The organism is Deltaproteobacteria bacterium (genome assembly GCA_016930875.1).
Lineage (GTDB): Bacteria > Desulfobacterota > Desulfobacteria > Desulfobacterales.
In genome coordinates, this window is sequence record JAFGFW010000060.1 from 1 (window position 1) to 24,143 (window position 24,143).

Below are 24,143 nucleotides of genomic sequence, written 5' to 3' on the forward strand. Positions count from 1 at the left end.
AGCTTATTTGTCACATAATGTCAACCTAAAAATGTTAATAAGAGTATTTTACAGGCACTTGATCACGTAATATGAGGCGTACACCCACTCCCACCATAAGCGTCAGCTTTTCAATTCACGCTAGAGATATTTATTTGTTTTGTCGTCCCCGTGTTTTGCCTTTTTCTTGATATTGGCCCTGATCATGATAGCATGGATAAAAAATGTTGGTGACCCTTCGCCATCAGGCTCGAAAGGCACATCATAAAAGCGCGGTATGTCATGTTCAGCACAGAGATCTTGGACAAGAAAATGGAGGAACTCAGGGAGAGTGCGGAACGGCAAAGAAGGAAGATGTTAGATACGCTCGTTGATTCCTTTTCCGCTTGGCTGAAGAGTTTTCCTTTTCTGGTGCATATGTGATTGGTTCGCTCATGGAACCTTATAAGTTTTTTTCTGATTCTGATAAAGCCAGGTCGTAATAGTGCTCGGCAAAGTCGGGTCTTAGGGCCACGGCCCGCTTGTAGGCGGCAATAGCCTCATCCCATTTCCCGAGTCTCAGATAGGAAAGGCCCACGTTGTTGTGCAGCGGTTTTTTCTTGCGCGCCATTTCTTTTCCCTTTTGAAGTAAGTCCTCAATAAGTCCAGGCAATATTGGAAAACCCCCCTCAATCCCTCTTTTCAAAAGGGGGAAGGAGCCCTAAATGCGAGTGAATTATTCTAATCTATCAGAAGGGGCCGGAAAACCTATTGAAAACTATCTGAGAATGGTTTCATGGTCAAGGTGTTTTGAAAGGCTCAGCCAGTCAATAGTCAACTATTTCGGCGGGATTTGATAAAGCGAGATCGTTCGATTTAAATGGAATTTTGAAGGTAACTGCATTATCCTGATTTTTCCAATGGCAAGGCCACATTGTATTCCCTGGTCGCACTCGATGAAAAGAGCACGGCTTCGTAGATCTGTTCAAAGGAAAAAGTGTCATTTCCCACCACATAGTGGGGCGGCTCAGGATCAAAGGCAAGGCCAAAACGGCCGGGCTCTTGAAAGAGCGAGGTGCCCGGCAGGACATGCAGGATACTCATGACGATACGTGAAGGCTTCAAACCCATGGCGAAAGCTACAGAAGCAACACAACGAAAGAAATTATCCCCTGGCAGGCCCACAATCAAGTCACACCAGACTTCAATACCGGCCTCTTGCATCAGACGTACGCCGCGGGCAAATTTTTCGGGGTCAAAATAACGGCCAATGCGCTTTTGTGTTTCCGGGATGGCCGTCTGGGGCCCTGTTTCAACGCTCTGTACACCGGCCTGAACCAGATAGTTGACTGTTTCCTCGTCCACTTGTTCCGTAAAGACCTCGATTGTTCTTAGCCGGGTGTCATATCTATTGGCGTCACGAAGAATGCCGGTGATCTTTCGCAGATGCTTGGGATTCAGGTTAAAGACCGAATCAACAAAATGGAAGCTTCTGATGCCGGGATCTCCCATGACAAGTTCGACCTCGGCCTTCACGCGCTCATAGGAGAAAAAGCGAAGGCCTTTGTGACGTCCGCCTTCATAACAGAAACCGCACCGGAACGGACATCCCCGGAAAGACTGTAGATAGGTCACACCGTCTCGCGGAGTCAATACCCCCGTGAGATATGGAGAAGGGATCTCATCCAGGTCTTTGATGGGTGGGCGGTCTTGGTTTCTTACCACCTCCTGGCCCCTGCGGAAGGAGATGCCGGTGATATCTTCCAGGCAGCCCTTCCTCGCGAAGTAGTACTTGATCAGGTCCAGGAAGACCGCTTCACCTTCGTCATGCACTCCCACATCCAAGGCCTGATTTTTTTCAAGGTACTGATCGGCGACGGGGCCTACCTCCGGGCCACCCACAACGATGGGTACATCGGGCATAATCTGTTTGACGGATCGGGCCAGTTCCAGGATCTTTTCCATACTCCAGCAATAGCAGGAAAGGCCGAGGAGATGGGGTTTGTACTCTGTGATGTAATAGAGGGCCTGGCGGACATCGCCCTCTTCATTGCTGAAGCTCAAGATTTCGATTTGTGTCCTGCGGGAAACCGTGGTGTCTTTCAGGGCGAACGCCTTGATGTAACCCAGGGCGAGGGAATCGTGGCCGGCTGCGTTAAAAGAAATAAGGAGAATTCGACTCTTACTGTTCGGCATTCAGTGATCCTGTATTGAGTAGCTGCCTCAAATCTTCCAAATAAGGCGATGAGGAAACAGCCCGGAATTCTCGCGAGCCCTTTTTGTGAACATAATCTTCAGGCGGTCCGCTGCAAATATCTTTGTATGCGCAACCACGACACCCTGTCGGTCTTTCTCCTTCCTGGATGGCAGGCTGAATCAATTCGGCCACATGCATTTCACCTGCCTTCATCAAGCAGGGCGGAAAACCCTCGCACACAGACCAGGTTCGATTAAGCGTGGCCACTTTCATGGCATTGGCAATAACCCGGGCTGCCTCACCCAGTAAAAAATCAGAACCCCTTCGGGCTAAGACGATGCGATCGACCCCAAAGGATATGAGCAAGCTCACAATAGAAGTCAGGTCTTCAAGGTTTGCCCGGCTGACTGCCACACGGGCCCCTACATAAATAGAATTCCCATACTCATCCGATCTCGACAGCGTGCTCGCATTCCGGAGTCCTTGGAGGGTTTGGTCAAAACTGCCTCTCACACCCGTAACCGCCTCGTGTGTTTCAGGCCTAGAACCGTTTAGCTTTACTTCAAATAGGCGAATACCCTCCTCCGCCAAACTCGTTAGCACATCCCACTCGGCCAGGCTCCGTGCGTTGGTCACGAGCTTGATACGTCTGGCGCCTCGGCTGCGAGCATAGGAAATCAAGGAAACCAGGCCCTTGTGAAGAGTCGGCTCCCCTCCGCAGAATTCAATATTCTCGGGGTCATCCAGAGCATCGAATTCATGAATCAGCTCAGTCAAACTACGATTCTTCTCCTCATTTCTTACGGGACACACGGTGCAGTTGTTGTCACATTCAGAGCCGAGAAAGAGCCTGTGATAGGTAATCATAATAAAAGAATGACATAGAACACATGGGATTGCAAGTTTTCGAGAAATGCAGAAGGCAGATCAAGACGTGAAGAGTCGGTGGATTAGTGTGGGATTCGTGTTATTCGGGCAGAGCCGCTTTAACCTCCTCCAGGACTAATGCAATAATCCTGGGAATCTTCTCCTGTACCTCGGGAGACAGCTCCATGCCCATTTCCATGGACTTTGGTTCAACACCGATCACCGTGGTCTCAGGGGTTTGACCAACAAGTTCTGACAGGTGAACCACTTCCAGAATTCCGATCTGGTGAACCGAGGTTTTGTACGCATCAGGAGATGAGGGAACGTCGTTTATATCAAACCGGTAGATCGAACCAGGAGGGCTTTCGCCTTTCACCGCATCAACCACTATGAGCCGATCCGCCCCTGTTACCACGTTCATGAGTCGGAAACCGTCTGTTCCCCCTTCAATCACTTCCACACCGGCAGGCAAATCCATCTCCATAAGCTTGTTCGCCACGTGGACTCCCACTCCTTCGTCAGACAACAGCAGGTTGCCCACTCCCAGGATCACAATATGTTTGGGGGGGGCATTTCTGCCCCCCCCAACTTTTTTGCAGGTATCCGGTTGCTCAATTTTTGTCATATTTTGCTATTTTTGCTATGCATCCTTGTCATAGCAGGTAAGACAACAGTGCATGCAGCGATTAGCTTCCTTCAACGCTTCTTCTTCCGTAACCGTCAAATCCACCTCAGCATAGGTGTGCTGTCTTTCGTAAGTGCCTGGCTCAAGCTCAGGCTGTTCTATGCGTCCCTTTTTCTCGATGCCTTCGATACTCTTAAACATGGTGCCGGGTATGTGACCACTCATGCGTCTGGGATCTACCCGAAGCCTGTTCTCCGGCATTGCCATGTCTTCTCCCATGAGATATTTGTGAATGCCCCTGGCAGCGCGTCTTCCAGCCCCGATGGCCGCGACCAAAAGCCCGGGCGGTCCCGCACAGTCGCCGCTTGTAAATACGTAAGGGATGGCTGTCTGATGGGTGTCGGGATCATTCATGATCGCGCCCCACTTGGTTTCAAGCCTTGATACTGCCGTCCCTTCTTCGTCCGCAAAGGCAGAATCGGTTGTCTGACCGATCGCCAGGATGAAGTTGTCAATCTCTATCACCGTCTCGGAGCCTTTAACGGCAACAGGGCTTCGTCTGCCGCTGGCATCCGGTTCTCCCAGCTCATTTTTCAGGTACTCTATACCGGTTAGATTCCCCTCGTCGTCAGTCAAGAATTTGGTAGGGGTACACAGCGTCACAAACTCTATGCCTTCGTGTTTACAGGCCTCTATTTCCACCTGGTTTGCGGGCATCTCCTTGATGGTCCGCCGGTAGAGGCAGTAGACCTTCTCGGCCCCCAGGCGAATACTGGAGCGCAGGCAATCCATGGCCACATTACCCCCGCCGATGACGCCAACCTTTTTTCCTATGGGCATCGGATCTCCCAGGCCCTGTCTTCGCAGATAGGTGGTTGCCGGAATTACCCCTTTGACCTTGTCCTCGTCAGGGATCCTGGCAGAGGCATGGTTCATGGCCCCAATGGTCATGAGCACGGCATCAAACCCGCCACCGACAAGGGACTCCAGATCAAAGTCAACGCCGAACTTAACGCCCGTCTTGACGTCTATGCCACCAAGATCGAGAATACGTTTGACATCTTTTCCAAGGATGGCCTTGGGAAGCCGATATTCGGGGATGCCGTAATAGATCATGCCGCCGAACTCGGGCAGCCATTCGAAGATTTTCACCTGATGGCCGAGACGCCTCAAAAAATAAGCCGCAGTCAAACCGCTCGGGCCCCCGCCTACAATGGCCACCTTGTATCCCGTATCCGGGGCGACCGGGATTTTCACTTGTGCAGCATTATCAAAAACCCAGTCAGAACAGAAACGCTTCAGTTGGTTGATGGAAACCGGATCATCGGCCAGGGCTCTTCGACAGGCGTCTTCGCAAGGATGAGGACAAACTCGACCTGTAGAAAGAGGCAACGGGTTGCGTTCCATAATAGTAAGATAGGCCTGGTCGTATTCTTTGTTTTTGATGTGATGGATGTACTTGGGGATATTGATTTCCGCAGGGCAGGTCTGACGGCACGGAGCCAGACGATCGTCAACAAGGTTCATATGGAGAATCCGGTCAGAAGGCTTGGTGACCTGCATGATTCCCTTGGGGCACGCCTTTTCGCAGGCCCCGCAACCCACGCATTTTTCCGCGTCAACTACCGGAAAACCCTCTGGCCCGATTTCAAGGGCGCCAAACAAGCAGGCCTTCACACAACTCCCAAACCCCAGGCAGCCCACGGCGCAGTCCTTGGCCCCTGCATAGAGCAGATAGGCGGCCCGGCAATCATTAACACCCATATAGGAAAATTTTTCGGGTGCCCGGAAACCTCCCGTGCAGGTATTTTGCGATGTCAGAGGCTCTGCTGCGCCCGCCTCCAGGCCGAGAACCGCAGCAACCTTTGCAGCACCGCCGGCGCCCGCTACGATACAAGCACCTACATCCGCTTGACCAGCTACAATCGCCGCAGCACAGGCACCGCAGCCCGTATAGCCACACCCACCGCAGTTGGCGCCGGCCAGACAGTCTGTGACCAGCGCAATGCGCGGATCCTCCCACACATAAAATACTTTAGAGGCAATCCCCAGCAATACGCCACTGACACTACCCAACGCTAACATGAGAAGTAAGGCTTCTAACATTATTCTTACCCCCTAAATCATCCCTTTGAAACCGAGAAACGAAAGGGACATAAATCCAGCCGTAACCAGAGCAATTGAGACATCCTGCAAAGGCCCGGGTACCCTTCCTATGATAATCCGTTCACGCAGGCCTGCAAACAGAATCAGGGCCAGACCAAACCCAGCCGGATAGGCTAATGAAGAAACGAGCATTTCCAAAAAGTTGTATTCTTCCTTAATATTGATTAAGCACACTCCCATAACCGCGCAGTTGGTCGTAATCAGCGGCAAGAAGATACCCAGCCCCGCATAAAGGGCCGGCATGCTCTTCTTCATGAAGATCTCCACAAACTGGACCAGCGCGGCGATCACCACGATGAATACGATAGTCCTTATATACTCAAGCCCTAACGGTTTTAGGAAAACCGCCTCCATAATCCAGGTCACAATCCCTGCCATGGCAAGGACAAAGACCACGGCCATAGCCATACCCGTAGCGTTGTCCATGCTCTTGGACGTTCCAAGAAAGGGGCAGTTACCCAGATACTGAATCAGCAGGATGTTGTTGACCAGGATAGCGCCTACGGCAAGTAAGATATAATCTCCCATTTGACTACTCCTTAACCTAACGAATTTCCTTTTCTCGAGCGGCGTAGCCGCGTTACATAAAATCGCGAAGCGATTCTATTTTCCCGCCAGGTTCATGAGAGCAAGGACCAGGCCCAGGCAAACAAACGCGCCAGGGGCTTCAACCATGAACGTGAAGGGCTGAAAGGACGGCCCGAATAGGTGAATGACAGTACCTACAAATGGAACAGTGATGGTGCCGGCACCGAAGATTTCACGAATAGCGGCCAAGACAGCCAAGGCAATCGTGAATCCCACGCCTATGCCGAGCCCGTCCGCTGTCGAAGCTACCACGCCATTCTTGGAGGCAAAGGCCTCGGCTCGGCCAAGGATAATACAGTTCACCACGATTAGAGGGATAAAGATACCGAGTTGTAGAAAAAGCGGATAGGTAAAGGCCTGCATAACAAGTTCCACGATTACCACAAACGTGGCGATGATGATGATGAAACAGGGTACCCTCACCTGACTCGGTATACTCTTACGCAGCATAGAGACCAGGATATTGGAAAACACAAGAACAAAGGTGGCCGCAACCCCCATCCCGACGCCATTTGCCACAGTCTTGGTCACCGCCAAGGTCGGGCACAACCCCAGAACAAGTCTGAAAGGCGGGATTTCATCCCATAATCCCTTGGTAAATTCTTGAACAATTGTTTTGGCCATTATTCTTCTCCCTACTTGGCAAAAGCCTTGGCTTGCTCTATGATTTGCGGCTTCAGTTTACTATAGAATGCTTCGCTATCCGTAACACCTGCACATACACCCCTTGACGTGACCGTGGCTCCTGACACTGCGTCAACCTCTCCACCATCCGGCTTAACCTTGAAAGGCTTAGTAATGGACATCCCCTTGAACTGCGCCCCGAAAGACGGATCATCTTTCGCCCTGGAGCCGAGGCCCGGGGTCTCAGAGTGGGTGGTGACTCCTATACCCAGTAGTTCGTCCGTCTCAATGTTAACACCCACCATGATGCCGACATCTCCCCCAAAACCTTTGCCAAAGGCCTCATAGGCTACGGCATTGGCCTTGCCATCGAATACCCCGACATAAAAGCTCCTCTCCACCTCACCGTCTTTGATCTTGAAGCGATCGACGAGCGGATCATTAGTGCAGCCCTCTAAGATGTTCTTGATGGCAGGGCCCTTTACAAACTTAAGCTGCTGGTATTCAATTTGCGACGCCGTCCCCATTTTAACAGCCCACAGCAACCATCCCGAAACGGCTGCCAGAACGCCAAGAACTACAATCATTCTTATGATATCACGCATTTTCTATCACCTTTCCAATCGCTTTGGGTCTAATCTTATCCAGAAGGGGATTGGCAAGATTCATAAGCAGGATGGAAAAAGGAACACCGTCCACATAGGCCCCAATATTTCTGACAAGCACGGTCATCACCCCGGCCAAGACCCCGAAAATCAGCATGGGAATGAAATTTGCCGGAGACGAGGACTCCTCAGGCACAAGAAAAAAGGCTGCAATCAATGTATAACCGGCAAAGAGATGAAACATCGGGCCGGCATACTGACTTGAATCGGAGAGGTTGAACAGGAGCGCCGTCACAAAGACGCCTGCCAGAAATGAAAGGGAGATCTCCCATCGCATGTATCCCCTTAAGATGAGGTAAAGGCCGCCTACAACAAGTCCCAGGCCGAACGTAGAGCCGATCGCCCCTGCCTGTCTGCCCATAAATAGGTCGCCCAGGCTAAACTTCGTGATCGCCCCCGGGCCAAACGCCTTCAAATCGGCCAGGGGATACGTCATGGCAAAACCCAGGTCATAATTGCGAAGGGCTTCATTGAAATCAAAGATGCCTTTGAACGAAATAACGAGCATGGCCAACGCGAGAAGGGGCGGATTCAGGGGATTAAACCCAATGCCACCAAATATCTGTTTTCCCACGATAATGGCAATAAAGGTTCCCAGTGCAATTAGCCACCAGGGAGCAGTGGCTGGCATGAGCATTCCCAGCAGGAGCCCGGTGACTGCTGCGCTGCCGTCACCAATAGGGGCAGGTTTTTTCAAAATCGCACTCCAAACCAGTTCCCAGATCATGGCGCAGGCCATGGAAAAAGCAATGACCGCAAGGGCCGGCGCACCATACTGGCGTATGCCCATCAACACCGCAGGGAGTGCGGCAATCATAATATGGTAATTCTTTGTGGATAACCTACTACCGTCGTGCCAATAAGGCGCGTGGGCCACGACGAGTCTCTTTTGACTACTCATTGGCTGCCTCCGCGGTTTCCATCAGGCTAAGTTCGTATTTTCCCAACATAATATACTGAAAGATCGGAATCCTGGACACGCAAACGTAAGAACACAACCCGCACTCAATACAGCAATCCAAATCATACATGTTCCTCGCATCCTCATATAGGCGGGCCTCCAAAAACCGAACAAGCATGTTGACCGGGATCTTGACCGGACATATCCTGACACACTCCCCGCAGTTGGTGCAGGGGTAATCTGTTACCTGGGCGCTGTCGGCTTCATCCTGCACCACAATGCCGTCAGTTACGGGCTCAACCGGCAGGTCTTCCGAATAGGTAGCCGTGCCTCTCATGGGACCTCCGAGAATAAGACGATCCCGATCGCTCAACGAGACATCGCAGGCTTGAAGCACATCCCCTATGCGGGTTCCGATTCTGGCCCTCACGTTTCTGGTACTACCATCTTTGCCCACTACGGTAACGACCTTGGTCACACTGGGCCGGCTCGCACTAAAGGCAGTCCCAATAGCTGCCACGGCTTCCGCGCTCATGAAGACGGCTTCTGTGTCCTCCACGGTATCGCCCGCTAAGACCACCTGACCCAACAAGTCCTTCATTACCATGTGAGGCAGGCTGTCAGGGTATGTGCCACTCACTGTCTTTACTTCCGCACCTGTAGTCGTGGCCTGCTGAACAAGATTTTCAGGCACGGTAATGACGATGCGGTTTGCGCCGGTAATTTTTTTAAGCGCTTGAACACCGCTCTTGACGGCAGGGGTTTCATTTTGGACCACATATTGGTTAACTGTCAGGAGCAAGTCCTGATCCATGCCGTTGATTACGATAGTCCGTATGGTTTTTTCCGGATCGGAAAAGGCTTTGAACGAAGGGTTTCCGGGAGCGTATTCAAAGAACTTCATGGCCGTATCAAGGGTCGGCTCGTTTTTGAACTGATCATCCCAGTTATCTTGGCCGCTGGCGTCGATGGTGATGGCTGAATACTTTTGCGCCAGGGGCCCAACATGTGGCGCCAAGGCAGATATGGTGCCGGTGACAGAGGAGATGACGTATTCGGCGCTCTCCGGTGACGCAGAGAGCCTCTGTCCGGTTTTGACAGCGTCACCCACCTTGAGTGTGCTCGGAGGCCCTCCGTTTTGCGACACCTTTAACAACAGGGTCACCTTTTTAGGGAGTGGAAGCTCTTGGACCGAGTCCGGTACCAGGTTGTACTGCAGCCTCGGCTTTACTAAACCTAAGAACGATCTCTTTATCATAGCTCGATCCTTTGTTCTATAATCCCATTAGCGGTCGCTACATGACATGACATGCCGCACACTCAACCGGCCCGGCCCCACTCTCTTCGTGGCAGCCTTTGCAGTTCGTATGGAGTGCGTCACCCCTCTTGGGGTCGCTGTCTGGGCCATGGCAATCCTCACCACTGCACGACATAGACCCGTCTCCCTGCTCCTCATGATGGCAATCATCACAGGCAACGCCATAGCCTTCGTCAGTCGTATGAGTCTTGTGATCATACAGAACTTTTCCTGCATTGCTCTTGAACATGATCCTTACAGGTTCCTCAGGGCTTTGCTGCGGGAAGGCGGCATAACAGACAACTCCTACGACGAGCAAGATTGCTGCGAGGGCAAAGGCCAATGCTTGTTCGTTCTTTGAGGTCATTTTGTATCACGTTCCTTTCGCTCGGCTACTAATACTAATATTGAAAAGCCGATTTTCCGTTCATGTTAAACGCGTTTCAAAGTCGTCAAGCCCTTAGCAAGTATCAAGGACAGTGTCAAGGAAAAAGTAGGCCCATTATCATGCTATCAGTATATGTTAGGTAATTGGCCCTTGAAGCAAAACCAGATTGTACGGACCTTTTTGGCCTTGCCTGGAATTGTTCGTCCTTCGACAATTTTTCTTGACAACTCTGAACCTCAATGCTATAGGCATTGCCACTTTAGTTATAATAAGGGTACAGAAGAATATAAGGATATGATGGTTACCAAGGTACTGAAGTGTCACCATGTGTAACTAGTGTCTATCCAGAAATCCCTCTTTATGTCATTTCGACCGAAGGGAGAAATCTAAAACCTAAACCTACGTGCTTTCAATACCATACGATTTCTCGCTTCGCTCGAAATAACAACTTTGTCCAGTTTCCGGATGGAAACTAAGTAAGTAATTCCAATCCATTATTTCACGATTACTTGGGAGTAAGGCATGCGGTTGGCCACATTGGTGAAGCTGTAAGGGCTACTCGCCTCCCAACAAGACCAGACGCAGGAGAAAACATGAAAAATGCTGTAGGTTCGGTTTTGGTAGTAGGCGGCGGCATCGCGGGGATGCAGGCGTCCCTGGATCTTGCCAATTCAGGCTATTATGTTCATCTTCTCGAAAAAAAGCCTGCTATCGGCGGAGGCATGGCCCAGCTTGATAAGACATTCCCTACCAATGAATGCACCATGTGAATTATCTCGCCCAAGCTGGTCGAGGTCGGCCGGCATCTTAATATAAATCTGATCACCAATGCTGATCTGGAAAGTGTCACTGGAGAAGAAGGCAATTTCCAGGTAACGGTTCACAAGCGCCCCCGATATATCGATCTGGGAAAATGCACCGCGTGCGGCGAATGCGCCGAGGCTTGCCCGGTAACAGTCCCCAGCGAGTTTGACGAGGGGCTCGGAACCAGAAAAGCCGCTTTCAAGCTTTATGCCCAGGCCATTCCGAGCGGCTATGCGATCGAGAAGCTCGACCGCTCTCCTTGTACGAATGCCTGTCCCAATCACGTCAATGCCCACGCATATGTAGCACTAATCGGTAAGGGTAAGTACAAGGAGGCAATGGCGGTCATTCTCCGGAACCTCCCCTTCCCAGGAGTCATAGGTCGTATTTGCCCCCATCCCTGCGAATCTGCGTGCAGGCGAGGCGAGGTGGATGCCCCGGTGTCGATCTGTGCCCTGAAGCGCTTTGTTGCTGATCAGGTGGACATAGAGGATCTGCCAGTCCCCGAAATCGAGAAACGCGACGAAAAGGTTGCCATTATCGGCGCCGGCCCGGCTGGACTCACCGCCGCCCATTTTCTTGCCCTGGAAGGCTATCAGGTTACTGTGTTTGAGGCCCTGCCAGTGGCCGGCGGCATGTTGAGGGTGGGCATTCCGGACTATCGCCTGCCGCCTGAAGTGCTGGAAAAGGAAATCCGTGCCGTCACCCGGCTCGGGGTGGAGATCAGGTTCAATACAGCGCTTGGCAGGGATATCACAATGGATGAGCTTCGGGCTCAGGGCTTCAAGGCGATCTATCTAGCCATTGGGGCACATAAGAGCATGAAGCTCAACATTGCAGGCGAGGACGCAAAAGGAGTAACGCACGGCGTGGATTTCCTTCGTCAGGTCAATCTACGCGAGATCACTAAAGTGGAAGGAAATGCGGTGATCGTCGGCGGTGGTGATGTGGCCATTGATGCGGCCCGCTGCGCCTTGCGGGTGGGGGCTGAAAAGGTCACTATCCTCTATCGCCGCAGCCGTGAGGAGATGCCGGCCCGCGAAAATGAGGTGGAGGACGCCCTTGCCGAGGACATTGAGATCCAGTACTTGACCGCACCGCAGCAGATTCTCACCAAGGAGGATCAGGTAGTTGGCATTGAGTGTGTCAGGATGGAACTGGGAGAACCTGACTCTTCTGGCAGAAGACGGCCGGTTCGGGTGCCCGGGAGTGAATTTATTGTCGAAACAAACCTGGCAATCCCCGCTATTGGACAGACGCCGGATTCGTCCTTCCTTGCTGAAACAGCTGGCGTGGCTCTGAGCCGTTTTGGAACCATCGAGGCCGATGACATAACTTTTGCCACCAACGTAGAGGGTGTTTTTGCAGGCGGCGACGCCCAGACCGGTCCCTGGGTAGCGATAGGCGCTGTGGCCGCGGGCCGCGAGGCCGCTATTTCAATATCGCGTTACCTCAAGGGCGAGGACCTCAGCGCTGGTCGGGAGCCAGTGGAGCTGCCCCAGGAGAATTTCCGGGCGATTCCTGAAGACATCGAGAAAAGACCCCGTGCTGAAATGTCCGCTATCTCCGATGCTGAAAGGAAAACAAGCTTTGCCGAAGTGGAGCAGGGGCTCACTGAAGAGCAGGCCAAGGCCGAGGCCGAGAGATGCCTTAACTGTATGACTTGCTGCGAGTGCTTCCAGTGTGTGGAGGCATGCAAGGCAGAAGCCGTAGATCACAGCATGCAGCCGGAGACTGTTACCTTAGAAGTTGGTTCGATCATTGCCGCTCCAGGTTTTAAGTCCTTTGATCCGAGTCGCTTTGACACTTATTCTTATGCCAGCCACCCGAATGTGATCACCAGCATGGAATTTGAGCGTATTTTGAGTGCCGGCGGTCCCTTCCTGGGTCATCTGATACGTCCTTCGGACCACAAGGAGCCCGAGAAGATCGCCTGGCTCCAGTGCGTGGGTTCCCGGGATACTAACCGGTGTGACAATGGTTACTGTTCAGCCGTCTGCTGCATGTATGCCATCAAGGAGGCGGTCATAGCCAGGGAGCACAGCAAGGAGCCTCTGGATACTGCCATCTTTTTCATGGACATGCGCACATATGGAAAGGAATTCGAGCAGTATTACAACCGGGCAGAGGAAAGTGGCGTGCGCTTTGTGCGCTGCCGGTTGCACAGTATTAATCCGGTGCCTGGTTCAGATGACCTTGAGCTTCGTTACGCGACCGAAGATGGCAGAGTCGAAAATGAAAAATTCGACATGGTAGTGCTCTCCATCGGTCTTGAACCTGCCACTGGCGTGGCAGAGCTGGCGGAAAGGCTCGGAATCGAGCTTGATCATTACAAATTTGCTAAGACCAGCAATTTTGCTCCAGTGAGTGCATCTCGTCCGGGGATCTATGCCTGCGGGGCCTTTCAGGAACCCAAGGATATCCCCTGTTCGGTGATGGAGGCATCAGCAGCGGCAGGCGCGGCAGCCAGCAGGCTTGCCGAGGCGCGGCATACTCTGGTCAAAGAGAAGACTTTTCCCGAAGAGCGGGATATCAGCGCGGAGGAAACCCGCATCGGTGTTTTTGTTTGCAACTGCGGTATAAACATCGGCGGCGTGGTACGCGTGCCGGAAGTGGCAGAATATGCCAAGACCCTTCCGAACGTTGTCTATGTGCAGGAGAATCTGTTTTCATGTTCGCAAGACGCCCAGGACCAACTATGCGAGGTGATTAAAGAGCAAAATTTAAACCGGGTGGTGGTGGCCTCGTGCTCGGCGCGGACCCACGAGCCTCTTTTCCAGGAAACTATGCGTAACAGTGGTCTGAACAAATACCTCTATGAGATGACCAATATCCGTGATCAGTGCTCCTGGGTACATGCCAACGATCCTGACGGCGCCACTGAAAAGTCCAAAGACCTGGTGCGAATGGCAGTTTCCAGGGCTTCGATTATCGAGCCCCTGCCCATGCCATCGGTCTCCGTCACACCGGTCGGTTTAGTGGTGGGCGGCGGTGTGGCCGGAATGGTGTGCGCCCTTACTATAGCCCAGCAGGGATTCAAGGTGCACATTGTCGAAGAGAAGGATCGCCTGGGTGGCCACGCCCTGAAGTTAAAGAACTCCTGGAAAGGCGAAAGCATACCGGAGTATGTGAGCAAACTGGTTGATGACGTAACCGGGCACGAGAACGTTGAGGTGCATCTTAACGCCAAGATCAAGGAGGTTTCCGGTTTTGTCGGAAACTTTGAGACTACCATTGGCCTAAATGGCGCAGGGGAGACCAAAAAGATTGAACACGGGGTAGTGGTGCTTGCGACGGGCGCGCACTCCATCAAGCCGGATGAATATCTCTATGGCAAGAATGACCGTGTCTTCCGCTGGCACGAATTGGATGAAGCGTGGGAGAGTGACCCTGTTAAGAACGCCACGAATGCCGTCTTTATCCAGTGTGTGGGTTCCCGGCAGCCTGAGCGCCCTCACTGCAGCAAGATCTGCTGTACCTTCTCAATCCAAAAGGCAGTAGAGCTTAAGAAACGGAACCCTGACTTGAACGTTTACATCCTTTACAGGGACATCCGGACCTACGGGGAACGGGAGGATCTTTACAGAGAAGCCCGGAACCGGGGCGTCATCTTTATCCGCTACGACCCGGAAAATAAGCCTGTTGTCAAAGAGACTGATGGAGGCGCCCTGGAGGTGACTGTGATGGATCCCGTGCTCCAGCGGCCCGTCACCCTCAAGCCCGACTTTATTACCCTGGCCACGGCCATCTATACCCGTGGCCTTGAGGAACTGGCGCAGCTCTTTAAGGTGCCTCTGAGTCAGGACAATTTCTTCCTGGAAGTCCACATGAAGCTGCGGCCAGTGGACTTTGCTGTTGACGGCGCCTTTGTCTGTGGCCTGGCCCATTTTCCTAAACCGATTGAGGAAAGCATCGCCCAGGCCCAGGCGGCTGCAGCTCGGGCCGCAACTATCCTGGCACAGAAAGAAATTGAGGTAGAAGGGGTCGTATCGAGCGTGGATGAGGCCCTTTGCAGGGGCTGTGGCAAGTGTGTGGACGTCTGCCCCTTTGGCGCGCCGGAATTGATAGAACTAAGAGATGGCATCATGGTCTCTCACGTCAGAGAGGCAATGTGTAAGGGCTGCGGTGCCTGCGCAGTGGCCTGCCCCACCGGCGCTGCTGCTATTCGCCATTTTACGGACAGGCAGGTGCTCACCATGGTCGAGGCCGCCCTCGGCGGATAGATTCGAATAAAGGAAAAAATAACATGAGTGGAGAACACGAACCAAAAATCGTAGCGTTTTGTTGCCACTGGTGTGCCTATGCCGCCGCTGATCTGGCTGGAGTAAGCCGCTTTCAATATCCTGCCAACATCCGTGTTATCCGCGTGATGTGTTCGGGCCGGATTAATCCCAATTTCATCCTGAAGGCTTTTCAATTGGGTGCTGACGGGGTACTTGTAAGTGGCTGACACATTGGTGACTGCCATTACCTGGATGGTAATGAGAAGGCTATACGGGTCATCGAAATGACTCGTGAATTGCTGACACTTCTTGGCATCGACAATGACCGTCTGGCCCTGGAATGGGTTTCGGCTGCCGAGGGAGTCCGTTTTGCTGAAGTCGTCAGGTCGTTCACCCAAAAGATCAAGGACTTGGGGGCATCTCCTCTGCGAGAAGCCGCATGAGCTTGTAGCTGGGGGGTTCGCTCCGATTTCGCTGATATACCCAGTACTCCAAGACTCCATTATTCCATAACGTAATGCCGATGGGGGCTAAATAATGAGCATGGAAGAAACAATAAGCAACCTAATCAATGAGACCAAGGCTTACTACTGTTTAGACTGCGGAGTTTGCACAGGTAGTTGCCCGGTGGCACGCTGTTCTCCCACGTTTTCACCGCGGCTAATGGTTGAAAAGGCCCTTATGGGCAAGGCCGAGGACTTCCTCTCGGACCCGGACGTGTGGTCATGTCTTACCTGCGCCCGGTGTACGCACAGGTGCCCGGCGGACATTAACTATCTGGAGTTTACCAGGGGCATCAGGCAGGAGGCGCTGAAGCTTAACAACAAGGGAATTCCGGCCCACAACGGTATGCTTCAATCAATTATGGCCATACAGGCATCCGGAATGGAGCAGAACAGGGTTGCCTGGGCAAAGGAAGCCGGCAGTATTGCCGATAAGGGGGAGTATTTCTATTTTGTCGGGTGTCTACCCTACTTCAACGTGATCTTTGCGGACTACCATTCCCATACACTTGATATCGGACGAAATGTTATCAAGATTCTCAATAAGTTGGGCATTGAGCCGGTAGTGAGTAACAACGAGAAATGCTGCGGCCACGACATGCTGTGGAACGGTGAGGTTGAAACCTTCAAGAAATTGGCTTCTGAAAACATTGAAGTGATCAAAGCGGCAGGAAGCAAAAAGGTCATATTCAATTGCCCTGAAGGGTATTATGTGTTCAGGGATTACTATACGAAGTACTTTGGCGACCTCGGTTTCGAGATCATCCATTTCTATGATTTTCTGGCTGAAAAACTAAAGGCCGGTGAATTCGGATTAGAGAAATCGAATGGTGTGGTCACGTACCAGGATCCATGCAGGCTGGGACGGATGGCAGGTATATATGACAGCCCGCGTGACATCATAAACGGGGTTGCCACCTCCTTTGCAGAGATGGAAAGGAGCCGCGACAACTCTGTTTGCTGTGGAACCACGGGATGGATGAACTGCTCCACCTGTTCGAGGGAAATTCAAGGCGACAGACTAAAAGAGGCCATGGCGACAGGGGCAGCTACGTTAATTACAGCGTGCCCCAAATGTAATATCCATTTTAATTGTGCGGCCAGTTTCATAGAAGGGATTGATATTGAAGTCAAAGATCTTGCTGAACTGGTTGTGGATGCCATGAATGGCAACAAAGCCCAATAACCCGGGTAAGGAGGATAGATTGTCGTGAACAAGGATATTTTGATCATTGGCGGCGGGATAGCCGGCATGCAGGCTTCCCTTGATCTGGGGGACATGGGCATTCAGGTCCATTTGGTCGAAAAGCTGACGTGTATCGGCGGCAAGATGGCCCAATTAGACAAGACTTTCCCCACAAACGACTGTGCCATCTGAATCCTCGGGCCAAAGCTGCAGGATGTCGGTCGGCATCCCAAAATAAATCTTTTAGCATACAGCCTGGTGGAAAACGTGACGGGCAGCAAGGGTGATTTTACGGTTACCGTGAGAAAAAAGGCCCGGTACGTCAATGAAAATTTGTGTACAGGGTGTGGCGCCTGTGCCGAAAAATGTCCGACTATTGTGTCAGATGATTATGATATGGGGTTAGGGAAACGAAAGGCCATCTACAGACACTATGCACAGGGCATTCCTTCTATTTTCTGTATAGATACTGATCATTGTCGGACCTTTCAGGGGAAAAAGTGCGGTGTCTGCGAAAAAGTCTGTCAGGCCAAGGCGATAGACTATAAGCAGCAGGATCAAATACTTGAGCTAAAGGTGGGCGCCATCATTTTGGCAACCGGGTATGATCTTTTTGATGCCACACGAATACCGGAATACGGCTACGGCAGGCTGCCCAATGTGATCAACGCTATGGAATTTGAACGCCTATTGAGCGCCAGCGGCCCAACGGAAGGTCATGTGGAACGCCCATCGGACTTGCGAGATCATCACCTTATCGGAACAATGGGAAAGGGCTTGAAAAAATCAACAAAGAGCCTGGCCAGTTACGAGAAGAAACACAAGATGTCATCCGATGATTTTTACAAGCAATTTACAGCGGGAAACATATCCGATGGGGATGAATTTCCAAAATGGGCAAAACAATACGAGAACGTGCAGGAGGCGACCAAGAAATTGGACGAACTGAAGGCCAAGGCCGAGAAGTTTGATATTGCCACCAGGCTCGCCTTTATTCAATGCGTGGGGTCTCGAGATTTCCGTTTCAACAAATACTGCTCCAGTTACTGCTGCATGCATAGCATTAAAGAGGCAATGATGGCCAAGGATCATGATGCCAGGACCGAGGCGTATATTTTCAACATGGATCTGAGGACCGTCGGCAAGGGCTTTGAAGAATACAAGGTGCGGGGGGCAGAAGATGTTGGTCTTCACTATATTCGTGGCCGTGTCGCTGAGATTACGCAGGATGAAAACGAAAATCCCGTTATTTGGTATGAAGAGACGACTTCTCAGACCGTAAAGAGCATGCCCGTTGACTTGGCCGTGCTGGCTGTGGCGTGTGAAGCGCCCAAGGGGATAGAAAAGATGGCTGAGCTCGTTGGCGCGGAGTTGGACGAAAACAGGTTTTTTAAGACCCACCCGCTCCAGCCCCTGGATACCACCGTCCCCGGCATCTTTGTGTGTGGGTGCGCCCAGGCGCCAATGGATATCCCGGAATCAGTGGCCCAGGCAAGCAGCGCTGCTTCGCGGGCAGCCGAGACGATTGCGGGAAAATAGTGATTCCACGAATTGATGATTGATAAAACAAATGGACTACTCAATAATGAATACTTTAGAGATGGAGAAAGACCTTGGAAGAAGAACTCAGAATAGGCGTTTTTGTCTGTAAGTGCGGCAGCAATATCGCGGGTGCGCTGGATGTTGAGGGATTGGCTGAATACGCCTCGACGCTGCCTGATGTTGTGTATGCCCCGTGGAATCTCTATACCTGCGCAGACGCAGGTCTTGATGAAATCAAGAAAGGAATCAAGGAGCACAACCTTAATCGCGTGGTGGTCGCCTCCTGTTCGCCCCGTACGCACGAGCCTCTTTTCCGGTCTGTTTGTGGGGAGGCGGGCATGAATCCTTATTTCTTTGAAATGGTTAATATCAGAGACCAGTGTTCCTGGGTGCACCAGGATAAAGCACAGGCGGAATCGGCCATGGCCAAGGCCAGGGATCTGATCCGCATGGGGGCGGCTAAGGCCGCACTTCTTGAACCCCAGGAGATCATTACATCTAAGGTCGAAGTCAAAGCGCTGGTGGTCGGCGGTGGAATTGCCGGTCTGACAGCCGCTACGTCCCTTGCTGACAGGGGGTTCCCGGTCATCCTATTGGAAAAGGAAAACGAGCTGGGAGGCATGCTTCGGTCTTTGTACAAGTTGGCTCCCATACATGTAGACGCATCCGAGGTTATAAACGCAAAAATCAAAGAGGCCCAAGATCATCCCAATATCCAGATTTACACAGGCGCCGCCATTGAAAAAGTCGAAGGTTTTATCGGCAAGTTTGACGTAACCTTCAGCGCCAACGGGACCAGCCAAGACGTCAGGCTGGGTGTGGTCATTATCGCCACCGGAGCGGGGAATTTCGTGCCGGAGGGTATGTATGAATATGACGGCGAAAAAGTTATTACCCAGTGGGAACTGGAGGGAAAACTGAAGGCGGGCAAGATCGATGCCAACAATGTGGTGATCATCCAGTGCGTTGGCGCAAGAAGCCCGGAGAGAAAATATTGTTCCCGTATATGCTGTGCAATCGGCATCAAGAATGCCATCCTTATCAAGGAGATGAATCCAGCGGCGAAGGTCCATATTCTCTATCGAGACCTGATGATGTCCGGTGTCGATAACGAAACCGAGCTTCGCAAGGCGAAAGAACTCGGCGTCCGGTTTGTCAATTATGACCCTAAAAGCCCGCCTGTGGTGGAGAAAAACAAGGTGACCGTTTTCCACCAACTGATGGGCAAAGAGATCGAAATTCCGCAGGAGATGGTGGTATTGTCAACGCCGCTGGTAGGGACTGAAGACGGGGTTCATATTGGCAACCTCTTCAGGGCCGGCCTGGACGGGAACAAGTTTTTCCTTGAGGCACACGTAAAGTTGAGGCCGCTTGATTGCGCGACCGACGGCATTTTCATCTGCGGGAGTGCGCACTATCCCAAGGATGTTCGCGAGAGCATTTTGCAGGCCCTGGGAGCGGCGTCCCGGGCCTCTATTCCCTTGTCGCAGGGCGAGGTGAAGATTGAACCGATTGTAACATGCCTTGTTGACAAGGATGCCTGCCGCGGGTGCGGCCTCTGTGTGGCGCTTTGCCCATACAATGCCTTAGAGATAAGGACAACCGATGAAGGCCGCAAGGTTAATGTCATAACCGTGGCGTGCAAGGGGTGCGGCGTATGTGCTGCCACGTGCTATAGACACGCGTTGAGCATTAATTCATTTACTGACGACCAAATGGAAGCCCAGATACATGGTTTCCTGGCAGCTTAACATTAACGGATTCTGAGCGGCGAAGCCGCGTTGCATGAAATCGTGAAACGGTTTCATGAAAGGAGGTATCCCAGATGGGAGAGGATTTTACTCCAAAGATCTTGGCCTTTTGCTGCACCTGGTGAGGGTACTCGGCAGCAGATCTCGCTGGCGTGTCCAGGATGCAATACACAACGGATATCAGGGTCATTCGCATAATGTGCACGGGAAGGATGGACCCTGCGGTGATGGCGGATGCCTTTGTTCATGGCCTCGACGGGTTGTTGGTGCTCGGCTGCCTTTTCGGCGAATGTCACTATGTGAGCGGCAATTTTAACGCCAGTCACAAGGTGAATATGACCAAAGAAATGCTCGCTTATGCAGGGATGAATCCAGGGCGGTTGTCATTTCGTAACCTCTCTTCGGCCGAAGCTGACGTGTTTGTCAAGCATGTCACCGATTTTTCCAAAGAAATAAGAGAACTCGGACCTCTCGGGGGCGAGGCTGATAAGTTCCCCTTGCCAAAGCTAAAGGAAAAGCTTGAGATTGCCAGGACCTCCCTCGCAGGGCCCAAGTTGCGCTGGGTTGTGGGGAAAAAGCCTGTCTTCATTGATACGGGTAACAAGTATCATGAGATCTTCACCGAGCACGAGATAAACCGGACCTTAGGCGGCATAGTTATTGACGAGATGGCCACCCATTCCATTTTAGCGGCTTTGCAAAATGAACCGGCTTCGGTTAAGGAACTCGCGGAAAAGCTTGAGATCCCGGCCCCGGAGACCTTGAAATACGTGCTCGGTTTGAAGCGACGCGGTTTTCTGGAATTGGAGAGTGTAAAAGATCGTTCACCTTTGTATAAATATGTCGAACAAGAGGGATAAAAAGTGGCTGAAAAAAATGTATTGATCATTGGCGGAGGGGCTGCAGGCGTCAAGGCCGCATTGGATCGAGTTAATGCCGGCAACAAGGTCTTTCTGGTGGAAGATTTTCCCAGTATTGGCGGGGAGCGAATTCCGCAGGACAGGCTCATCACTGATGGTGCGTCCTTTACGGCCCCTGATCTGGGCGCAGTCAAAGAGAACAATGGTATACAGGTCATAGATAGCGCCGAGGTTCGATCGCTGGCGGGGGAGAACGGCAATTTCAAGGCCAAGGTCCACCGTCGGACACCCCGGATCGATCGTGAAAAATGTAATGACTGCGGAGAGTGTATCAAGGTATGTCCGATCCACATGTACGATGATTACAACGAGAGCCTGGAATGGCGTACGGCCGTGGACTATTTCAATTCCGGCTCCGGCAACTACAATGTCTTTAAGGAAGACATGCCAGTTTGCCAGCGCACGTGTCCCATTAATCTGGATATCCGGACTTATGTGGGCTATATTGCAGACGGTAAGTATGCCGAATCATTGGCAACAATCCGAAAGAAGCTCCCCTTTCCGTTGAGCATAGGCCGTGTGTGTCCCCATCCGTGCGAGTTCGAGTGTAACCGCGGGTACAAGGATGAGCCGATCAGCATCTGCTTTCTGAAGCGCTATGTGGCCGACTATGAGGTTTATAACGAGGTCGAGCCCCCGATCAGCCTTCCAGAGGAGACCTATCCCGAGAAGATTGCCATTATCGGAGGGGGGCCCAGCGGCCTGACCTGTGCCTATCACCTGGCGTTGCTCGGATATCACAATAACATTACGGTTTTTGAGGCCCTTCCCGCATGCGGCGGGATGTTTCTGGTAGGTATTCCCGAATACCGGCTTCCCAAAGCGATCCTGGCCAAGGATGTTGAATTTATTGAAAAACATGGGGTAGAAATCAAAACTGGCGTGCGAATAGGCAAAGACATCAGCTATGATGATATCCGGAAGGACTATGACGCTGTCCTACTCGCCGTTGGCGCTCATCTGGGCATGAGCATGCGGGTCAAGAACGAGGATGCCGAGGGCGTTGTTGAGGGTGTTAAGTACCTTAGAGATGCCGCACTCGGAAACGAGATCCCCAACAAGGGCTCGTGCATCGTGGTTGGCGGTGGCAACGTTGCCATGGACGTTGCCAGGACAAGCCTGCGTGTGGGTTTTGACGAGGTGAATTTGCTCTATCGTCGAACCCGTAAGGAGATGCCCGCAAGCCCGTGGGAGGTGGACGCGGCAGAGCACGAGGGGGTCAAGTTTCATTTTCTTGTTGCTCCACAGGAAGTCGTGGTTAAGGGTGGCAAGGCCGTGGGGATGCAATGTTTGAAAATGGAGCTTGGCGAGCCGGACGAGAGTGGCAGGAGAAGACCTGTGCCGATTGAGGGTTCGGAGTTTGTCATGGACGCCGATACTATCTTTGCAGCCATTGGCCAGGTGACGGACGCCAGTCTGGTGGAAGAAAAGCACGGGTTTAAGATCGGAAGGAAGTTCAATTTTGAGGTTAATCCGGAGACCTTTGAAACCAATGTGGAAGGGGTCTTTGCTTCGGGCGATGGCGCCACAGGCGCCGGCATTGCGATCGCAGCCTGCGCAGGCGGCAAGACCGCGGCTGAATCTATTCACAAATATCTGAGAGGGAAGAAGTAGAATGTATATCTACGAGAAAAAGGGACGCTACATCATAGACTTTCAGGATATTCCGGCCAAACGGGCAGAGATGCCGGAGATCGAGGTTGAAGAACGCCAGGGGAACATGAAGGAAGTGGAGACCGGCTTCCCTGAAGATGTGGCGGTTGCCGAGGCGAAGCGGTGTCTGGCCTGCCGAAGGTGTCTGGGGTGCGCGCTGTGCTGGGCAGAGTGCAAGCCTGAAGCGATTAACTTTGACATGCCGGATGAGGATTTTGAGCTGGAAGTGGACGAGGTCATCTTGACGTCCGGAATGCAGCGAAAAATCGCGCCTATACGAGGAAACTACGGCAATAAGCACATGAATGTGGTGACCGATCTTCAGGTAGAAAGGATGCTCGCCGACACAGGGCCGAGTGATGGCCTGATTTTCCGGCCCCAGGATGGGGAGATCCCGAAGAAAATAGGGTTTGCGCAGACCTTTGGTGGTGTTGATGATAAGGTCCGGGATGCAGCCCTGTTTTATGCTGTCAACGAGGCCATCATGGCCCAGAAGAAGATAGAGGGCGTGGAAATCAGTTTTGTCTCGCCGGATATGGACGCCTTTAAAGCAAGCGCCGGAAGCGACCTGGACAAGGTTTCCGGGGTCAATTTTGTCAATGGCACGGTGGCTGAGGCTACCGAAGTGGGCGAGAACAAGGACATTGAACTAAAGTATGAGGTAGGCGGGAGCGAAAAAACCGAAACCTTTGACCTCCTTGTACTTTTGACGCGGCCGCAGCTTCCGCCGATGATCGAGGGGTCGGCAAAGAAGCTTGGTATCGAGGTAAATTATGTGAGCTTTTTGGGCACGCCCGGAGAGATAGTCGAGACTGATAAGGCCGGCGTCATGCTGGCTCAGAATATGTAAATTTACGAGCGGCTTTTTCTATTAAATTGTTGTTGGGAGGATTGATTTGGAAGCTTTAGACCTGACAAAACGAGTGAAGAGCAAGCTGGCAGTTAAGCCTGAATGGGCGGACGTATGCTTTACCTGCGGAACCTGTGCCAGTGGTTGCCCTGTGACTGGCGTAGACGGTTGGGACCCGAGAAAGGCGGTCCGTGCCGTGCTCTTGGGCCTGGAACAGGAGCTGATTGACGCCCGGTGGCCCTGGATCTGCACACTTTGCGGCCGTTGTGAATATGCGTGTCCCCAAGGTGTTGAGCTGTTGGCACTTCTAAGGAACGCGCGCACCCATCGGGAACGTGACAAGGTCCCAGGCGTCATGCACAAAGGGGTGGCCATGTGCCTGGAAAGGGGGAACAACCTTGGGATCCCCGAGTTCGACTACCTCTTTCTCCTGGC

General features: G+C 52.2%; 22 protein-coding genes. 11 read left to right on the forward strand and 11 right to left on the reverse strand.

Annotated features, from left to right (window positions below; translation table 11 throughout):
* Positions 1-421: 421 nt before the first annotated feature.
* From JW883_06295 to JW883_06345, 11 genes are all read right to left on the reverse strand, one after another.
* Positions 422-589 carry a tetratricopeptide repeat protein gene (locus tag JW883_06295; GenBank protein ID MBN1841876.1) on the reverse strand — a complete coding sequence of 56 codons (168 nt, stop codon included), beginning with the start codon at positions 587-589 and terminating at the stop codon, positions 422-424.
* Positions 590-861: 272 nt separating this feature from the next.
* On the reverse strand, positions 862-2,154 hold the full coding sequence (locus JW883_06300; GenBank protein ID MBN1841877.1) for a B12-binding domain-containing radical SAM protein: 1,293 nt from the start codon (positions 2,152-2,154) through the stop codon (positions 862-864).
* Positions 2,141-3,022, reverse strand: coding sequence for a radical SAM protein (locus JW883_06305; protein ID MBN1841878.1), 882 nt, complete (start codon positions 3,020-3,022; stop codon positions 2,141-2,143). The genes JW883_06300 and JW883_06305 overlap by 14 nt, the downstream gene beginning before the upstream one ends.
* Positions 3,023-3,122: 100 nt before the next feature.
* A complete protein-coding gene (locus JW883_06310) occupies positions 3,123-3,647 on the reverse strand; it encodes a HyaD/HybD family hydrogenase maturation endopeptidase (protein ID MBN1841879.1) in 525 nt (174 codons plus the stop codon).
* 15 nt (positions 3,648-3,662) lie between these two features.
* The gene (locus JW883_06315; protein MBN1841880.1) at positions 3,663-5,753 is read right to left on the reverse strand and encodes an FAD-dependent oxidoreductase; all 2,091 of its coding nucleotides are present in this window, start codon (positions 5,751-5,753) and stop codon (positions 3,663-3,665) included.
* 12 nt (positions 5,754-5,765) lie between these two features.
* Positions 5,766-6,341 carry an RnfABCDGE type electron transport complex subunit A gene (locus JW883_06320; protein MBN1841881.1) on the reverse strand — a complete coding sequence of 192 codons (576 nt, stop codon included), beginning with the start codon at positions 6,339-6,341 and terminating at the stop codon, positions 5,766-5,768.
* 75 nt (positions 6,342-6,416) lie between these two features.
* Entirely contained in the window at positions 6,417-7,025 is a 609-nt protein-coding gene (locus tag JW883_06325; protein MBN1841882.1) for an electron transport complex subunit E, read from the reverse strand.
* An 11-nt stretch (positions 7,026-7,036) separates the two neighbouring features.
* Entirely contained in the window at positions 7,037-7,630 is a 594-nt protein-coding gene (locus tag JW883_06330) for an RnfABCDGE type electron transport complex subunit G (GenBank protein ID MBN1841883.1), read from the reverse strand.
* Positions 7,623-8,591 (reverse strand): RnfABCDGE type electron transport complex subunit D, encoded by a 969-nt coding sequence (locus tag JW883_06335; protein MBN1841884.1) that lies wholly within the window; start codon positions 8,589-8,591, stop codon positions 7,623-7,625. The genes JW883_06330 and JW883_06335 overlap by 8 nt, the downstream gene beginning before the upstream one ends.
* The gene (locus tag JW883_06340) at positions 8,584-9,849 is read right to left on the reverse strand and encodes an electron transport complex protein RnfC (protein MBN1841885.1); all 1,266 of its coding nucleotides are present in this window, start codon (positions 9,847-9,849) and stop codon (positions 8,584-8,586) included. Before JW883_06340 ends, JW883_06335 begins: the two co-directional genes overlap by 8 nt.
* A 37-nt stretch (positions 9,850-9,886) precedes the next feature.
* Positions 9,887-10,255, reverse strand: a complete 369-nt coding sequence (locus JW883_06345; protein ID MBN1841886.1) for a cytochrome c3 family protein — start codon at positions 10,253-10,255, stop codon at positions 9,887-9,889.
* Between the two features lie 614 nt (positions 10,256-10,869).
* On the opposite strand from JW883_06345, the gene JW883_06350 reads away from it, so the two are divergent.
* The 11 genes from JW883_06350 to JW883_06400 form a co-directional block, all read left to right on the forward strand.
* Entirely contained in the window at positions 10,870-15,303 is a 4,434-nt protein-coding gene (locus JW883_06350) for an FAD-dependent oxidoreductase (GenBank protein MBN1841887.1), read from the forward strand.
* Positions 15,304-15,326: 23 nt separating this feature from the next.
* Positions 15,327-15,530, forward strand: coding sequence for a hydrogenase iron-sulfur subunit (locus JW883_06355; GenBank protein ID MBN1841888.1), 204 nt, complete (start codon positions 15,327-15,329; stop codon positions 15,528-15,530).
* Positions 15,531-15,533: 3 nt separating this feature from the next.
* Positions 15,534-15,746, forward strand: a complete 213-nt coding sequence (locus JW883_06360) for a hydrogenase iron-sulfur subunit (GenBank protein MBN1841889.1) — start codon at positions 15,534-15,536, stop codon at positions 15,744-15,746.
* A 94-nt stretch (positions 15,747-15,840) separates the two neighbouring features.
* Positions 15,841-16,992 carry a (Fe-S)-binding protein gene (locus JW883_06365; GenBank protein MBN1841890.1) on the forward strand — a complete coding sequence of 384 codons (1,152 nt, stop codon included), beginning with the start codon at positions 15,841-15,843 and terminating at the stop codon, positions 16,990-16,992.
* A gap of 24 nt (positions 16,993-17,016) precedes the next feature.
* Positions 17,017-17,184, forward strand: a complete 168-nt coding sequence (locus JW883_06370; protein MBN1841891.1) for an FAD-dependent oxidoreductase — start codon at positions 17,017-17,019, stop codon at positions 17,182-17,184.
* Between the two features lie 75 nt (positions 17,185-17,259).
* Positions 17,260-18,531 carry a CoB--CoM heterodisulfide reductase iron-sulfur subunit A family protein gene (locus JW883_06375; GenBank protein ID MBN1841892.1) on the forward strand — a complete coding sequence of 424 codons (1,272 nt, stop codon included), beginning with the start codon at positions 17,260-17,262 and terminating at the stop codon, positions 18,529-18,531.
* A gap of 74 nt (positions 18,532-18,605) precedes the next feature.
* Positions 18,606-20,285: a CoB--CoM heterodisulfide reductase iron-sulfur subunit A family protein gene (locus tag JW883_06380; protein MBN1841893.1), complete on the forward strand. Its 1,680-nt coding sequence runs from the start codon at positions 18,606-18,608 to the stop codon at positions 20,283-20,285.
* 152 nt (positions 20,286-20,437) lie between these two features.
* Entirely contained in the window at positions 20,438-21,145 is a 708-nt protein-coding gene (locus JW883_06385; GenBank protein MBN1841894.1) for a hydrogenase iron-sulfur subunit, read from the forward strand.
* Between the two features lie 3 nt (positions 21,146-21,148).
* Entirely contained in the window at positions 21,149-22,819 is a 1,671-nt protein-coding gene (locus JW883_06390; protein MBN1841895.1) for an FAD-dependent oxidoreductase, read from the forward strand.
* A gap of 1 nt (position 22,820) precedes the next feature.
* Positions 22,821-23,708 carry a hypothetical protein gene (locus JW883_06395; protein MBN1841896.1) on the forward strand — a complete coding sequence of 296 codons (888 nt, stop codon included), beginning with the start codon at positions 22,821-22,823 and terminating at the stop codon, positions 23,706-23,708.
* Positions 23,709-23,754: 46 nt separating this feature from the next.
* Positions 23,755-24,143: 4Fe-4S dicluster domain-containing protein (locus tag JW883_06400; GenBank protein MBN1841897.1), on the forward strand; the 389-nt coding region annotated here is incomplete at its 3' end.

Coding starts and splice junctions, on each gene's coding strand:
- JW883_06295 (MBN1841876.1), bottom strand. CDS start 589: ATGGCGCGCAAGAAAAAACCGCTGCACAACAACGTGGGCCTTTCCTAT.
- JW883_06300 (MBN1841877.1), bottom strand. CDS start 2,154: ATGCCGAACAGTAAGAGTCGAATTCTCCTTATTTCTTTTAACGCAGCC.
- JW883_06305 (MBN1841878.1), bottom strand. CDS start 3,022: ATGATTACCTATCACAGGCTCTTTCTCGGCTCTGAATGTGACAACAAC.
- JW883_06310 (MBN1841879.1), bottom strand. CDS start 3,647: ATGACAAAAATTGAGCAACCGGATACCTGCAAAAAAGTTGGGGGGGGC.
- JW883_06315 (MBN1841880.1), bottom strand. CDS start 5,753: ATGTTAGAAGCCTTACTTCTCATGTTAGCGTTGGGTAGTGTCAGTGGC.
- JW883_06320 (MBN1841881.1), bottom strand. CDS start 6,341: ATGGGAGATTATATCTTACTTGCCGTAGGCGCTATCCTGGTCAACAAC.
- JW883_06325 (MBN1841882.1), bottom strand. CDS start 7,025: ATGGCCAAAACAATTGTTCAAGAATTTACCAAGGGATTATGGGATGAA.
- JW883_06330 (MBN1841883.1), bottom strand. CDS start 7,630: ATGCGTGATATCATAAGAATGATTGTAGTTCTTGGCGTTCTGGCAGCC.
- JW883_06335 (MBN1841884.1), bottom strand. CDS start 8,591: ATGAGTAGTCAAAAGAGACTCGTCGTGGCCCACGCGCCTTATTGGCAC.
- JW883_06340 (MBN1841885.1), bottom strand. CDS start 9,849: ATGATAAAGAGATCGTTCTTAGGTTTAGTAAAGCCGAGGCTGCAGTAC.
- JW883_06345 (MBN1841886.1), bottom strand. CDS start 10,255: ATGACCTCAAAGAACGAACAAGCATTGGCCTTTGCCCTCGCAGCAATC.
- JW883_06355 (MBN1841888.1), top strand. CDS start 15,327: ATGAGTGGAGAACACGAACCAAAAATCGTAGCGTTTTGTTGCCACTGG.
- JW883_06365 (MBN1841890.1), top strand. CDS start 15,841: ATGAGCATGGAAGAAACAATAAGCAACCTAATCAATGAGACCAAGGCT.
- JW883_06395 (MBN1841896.1), top strand. CDS start 22,821: ATGTATATCTACGAGAAAAAGGGACGCTACATCATAGACTTTCAGGAT.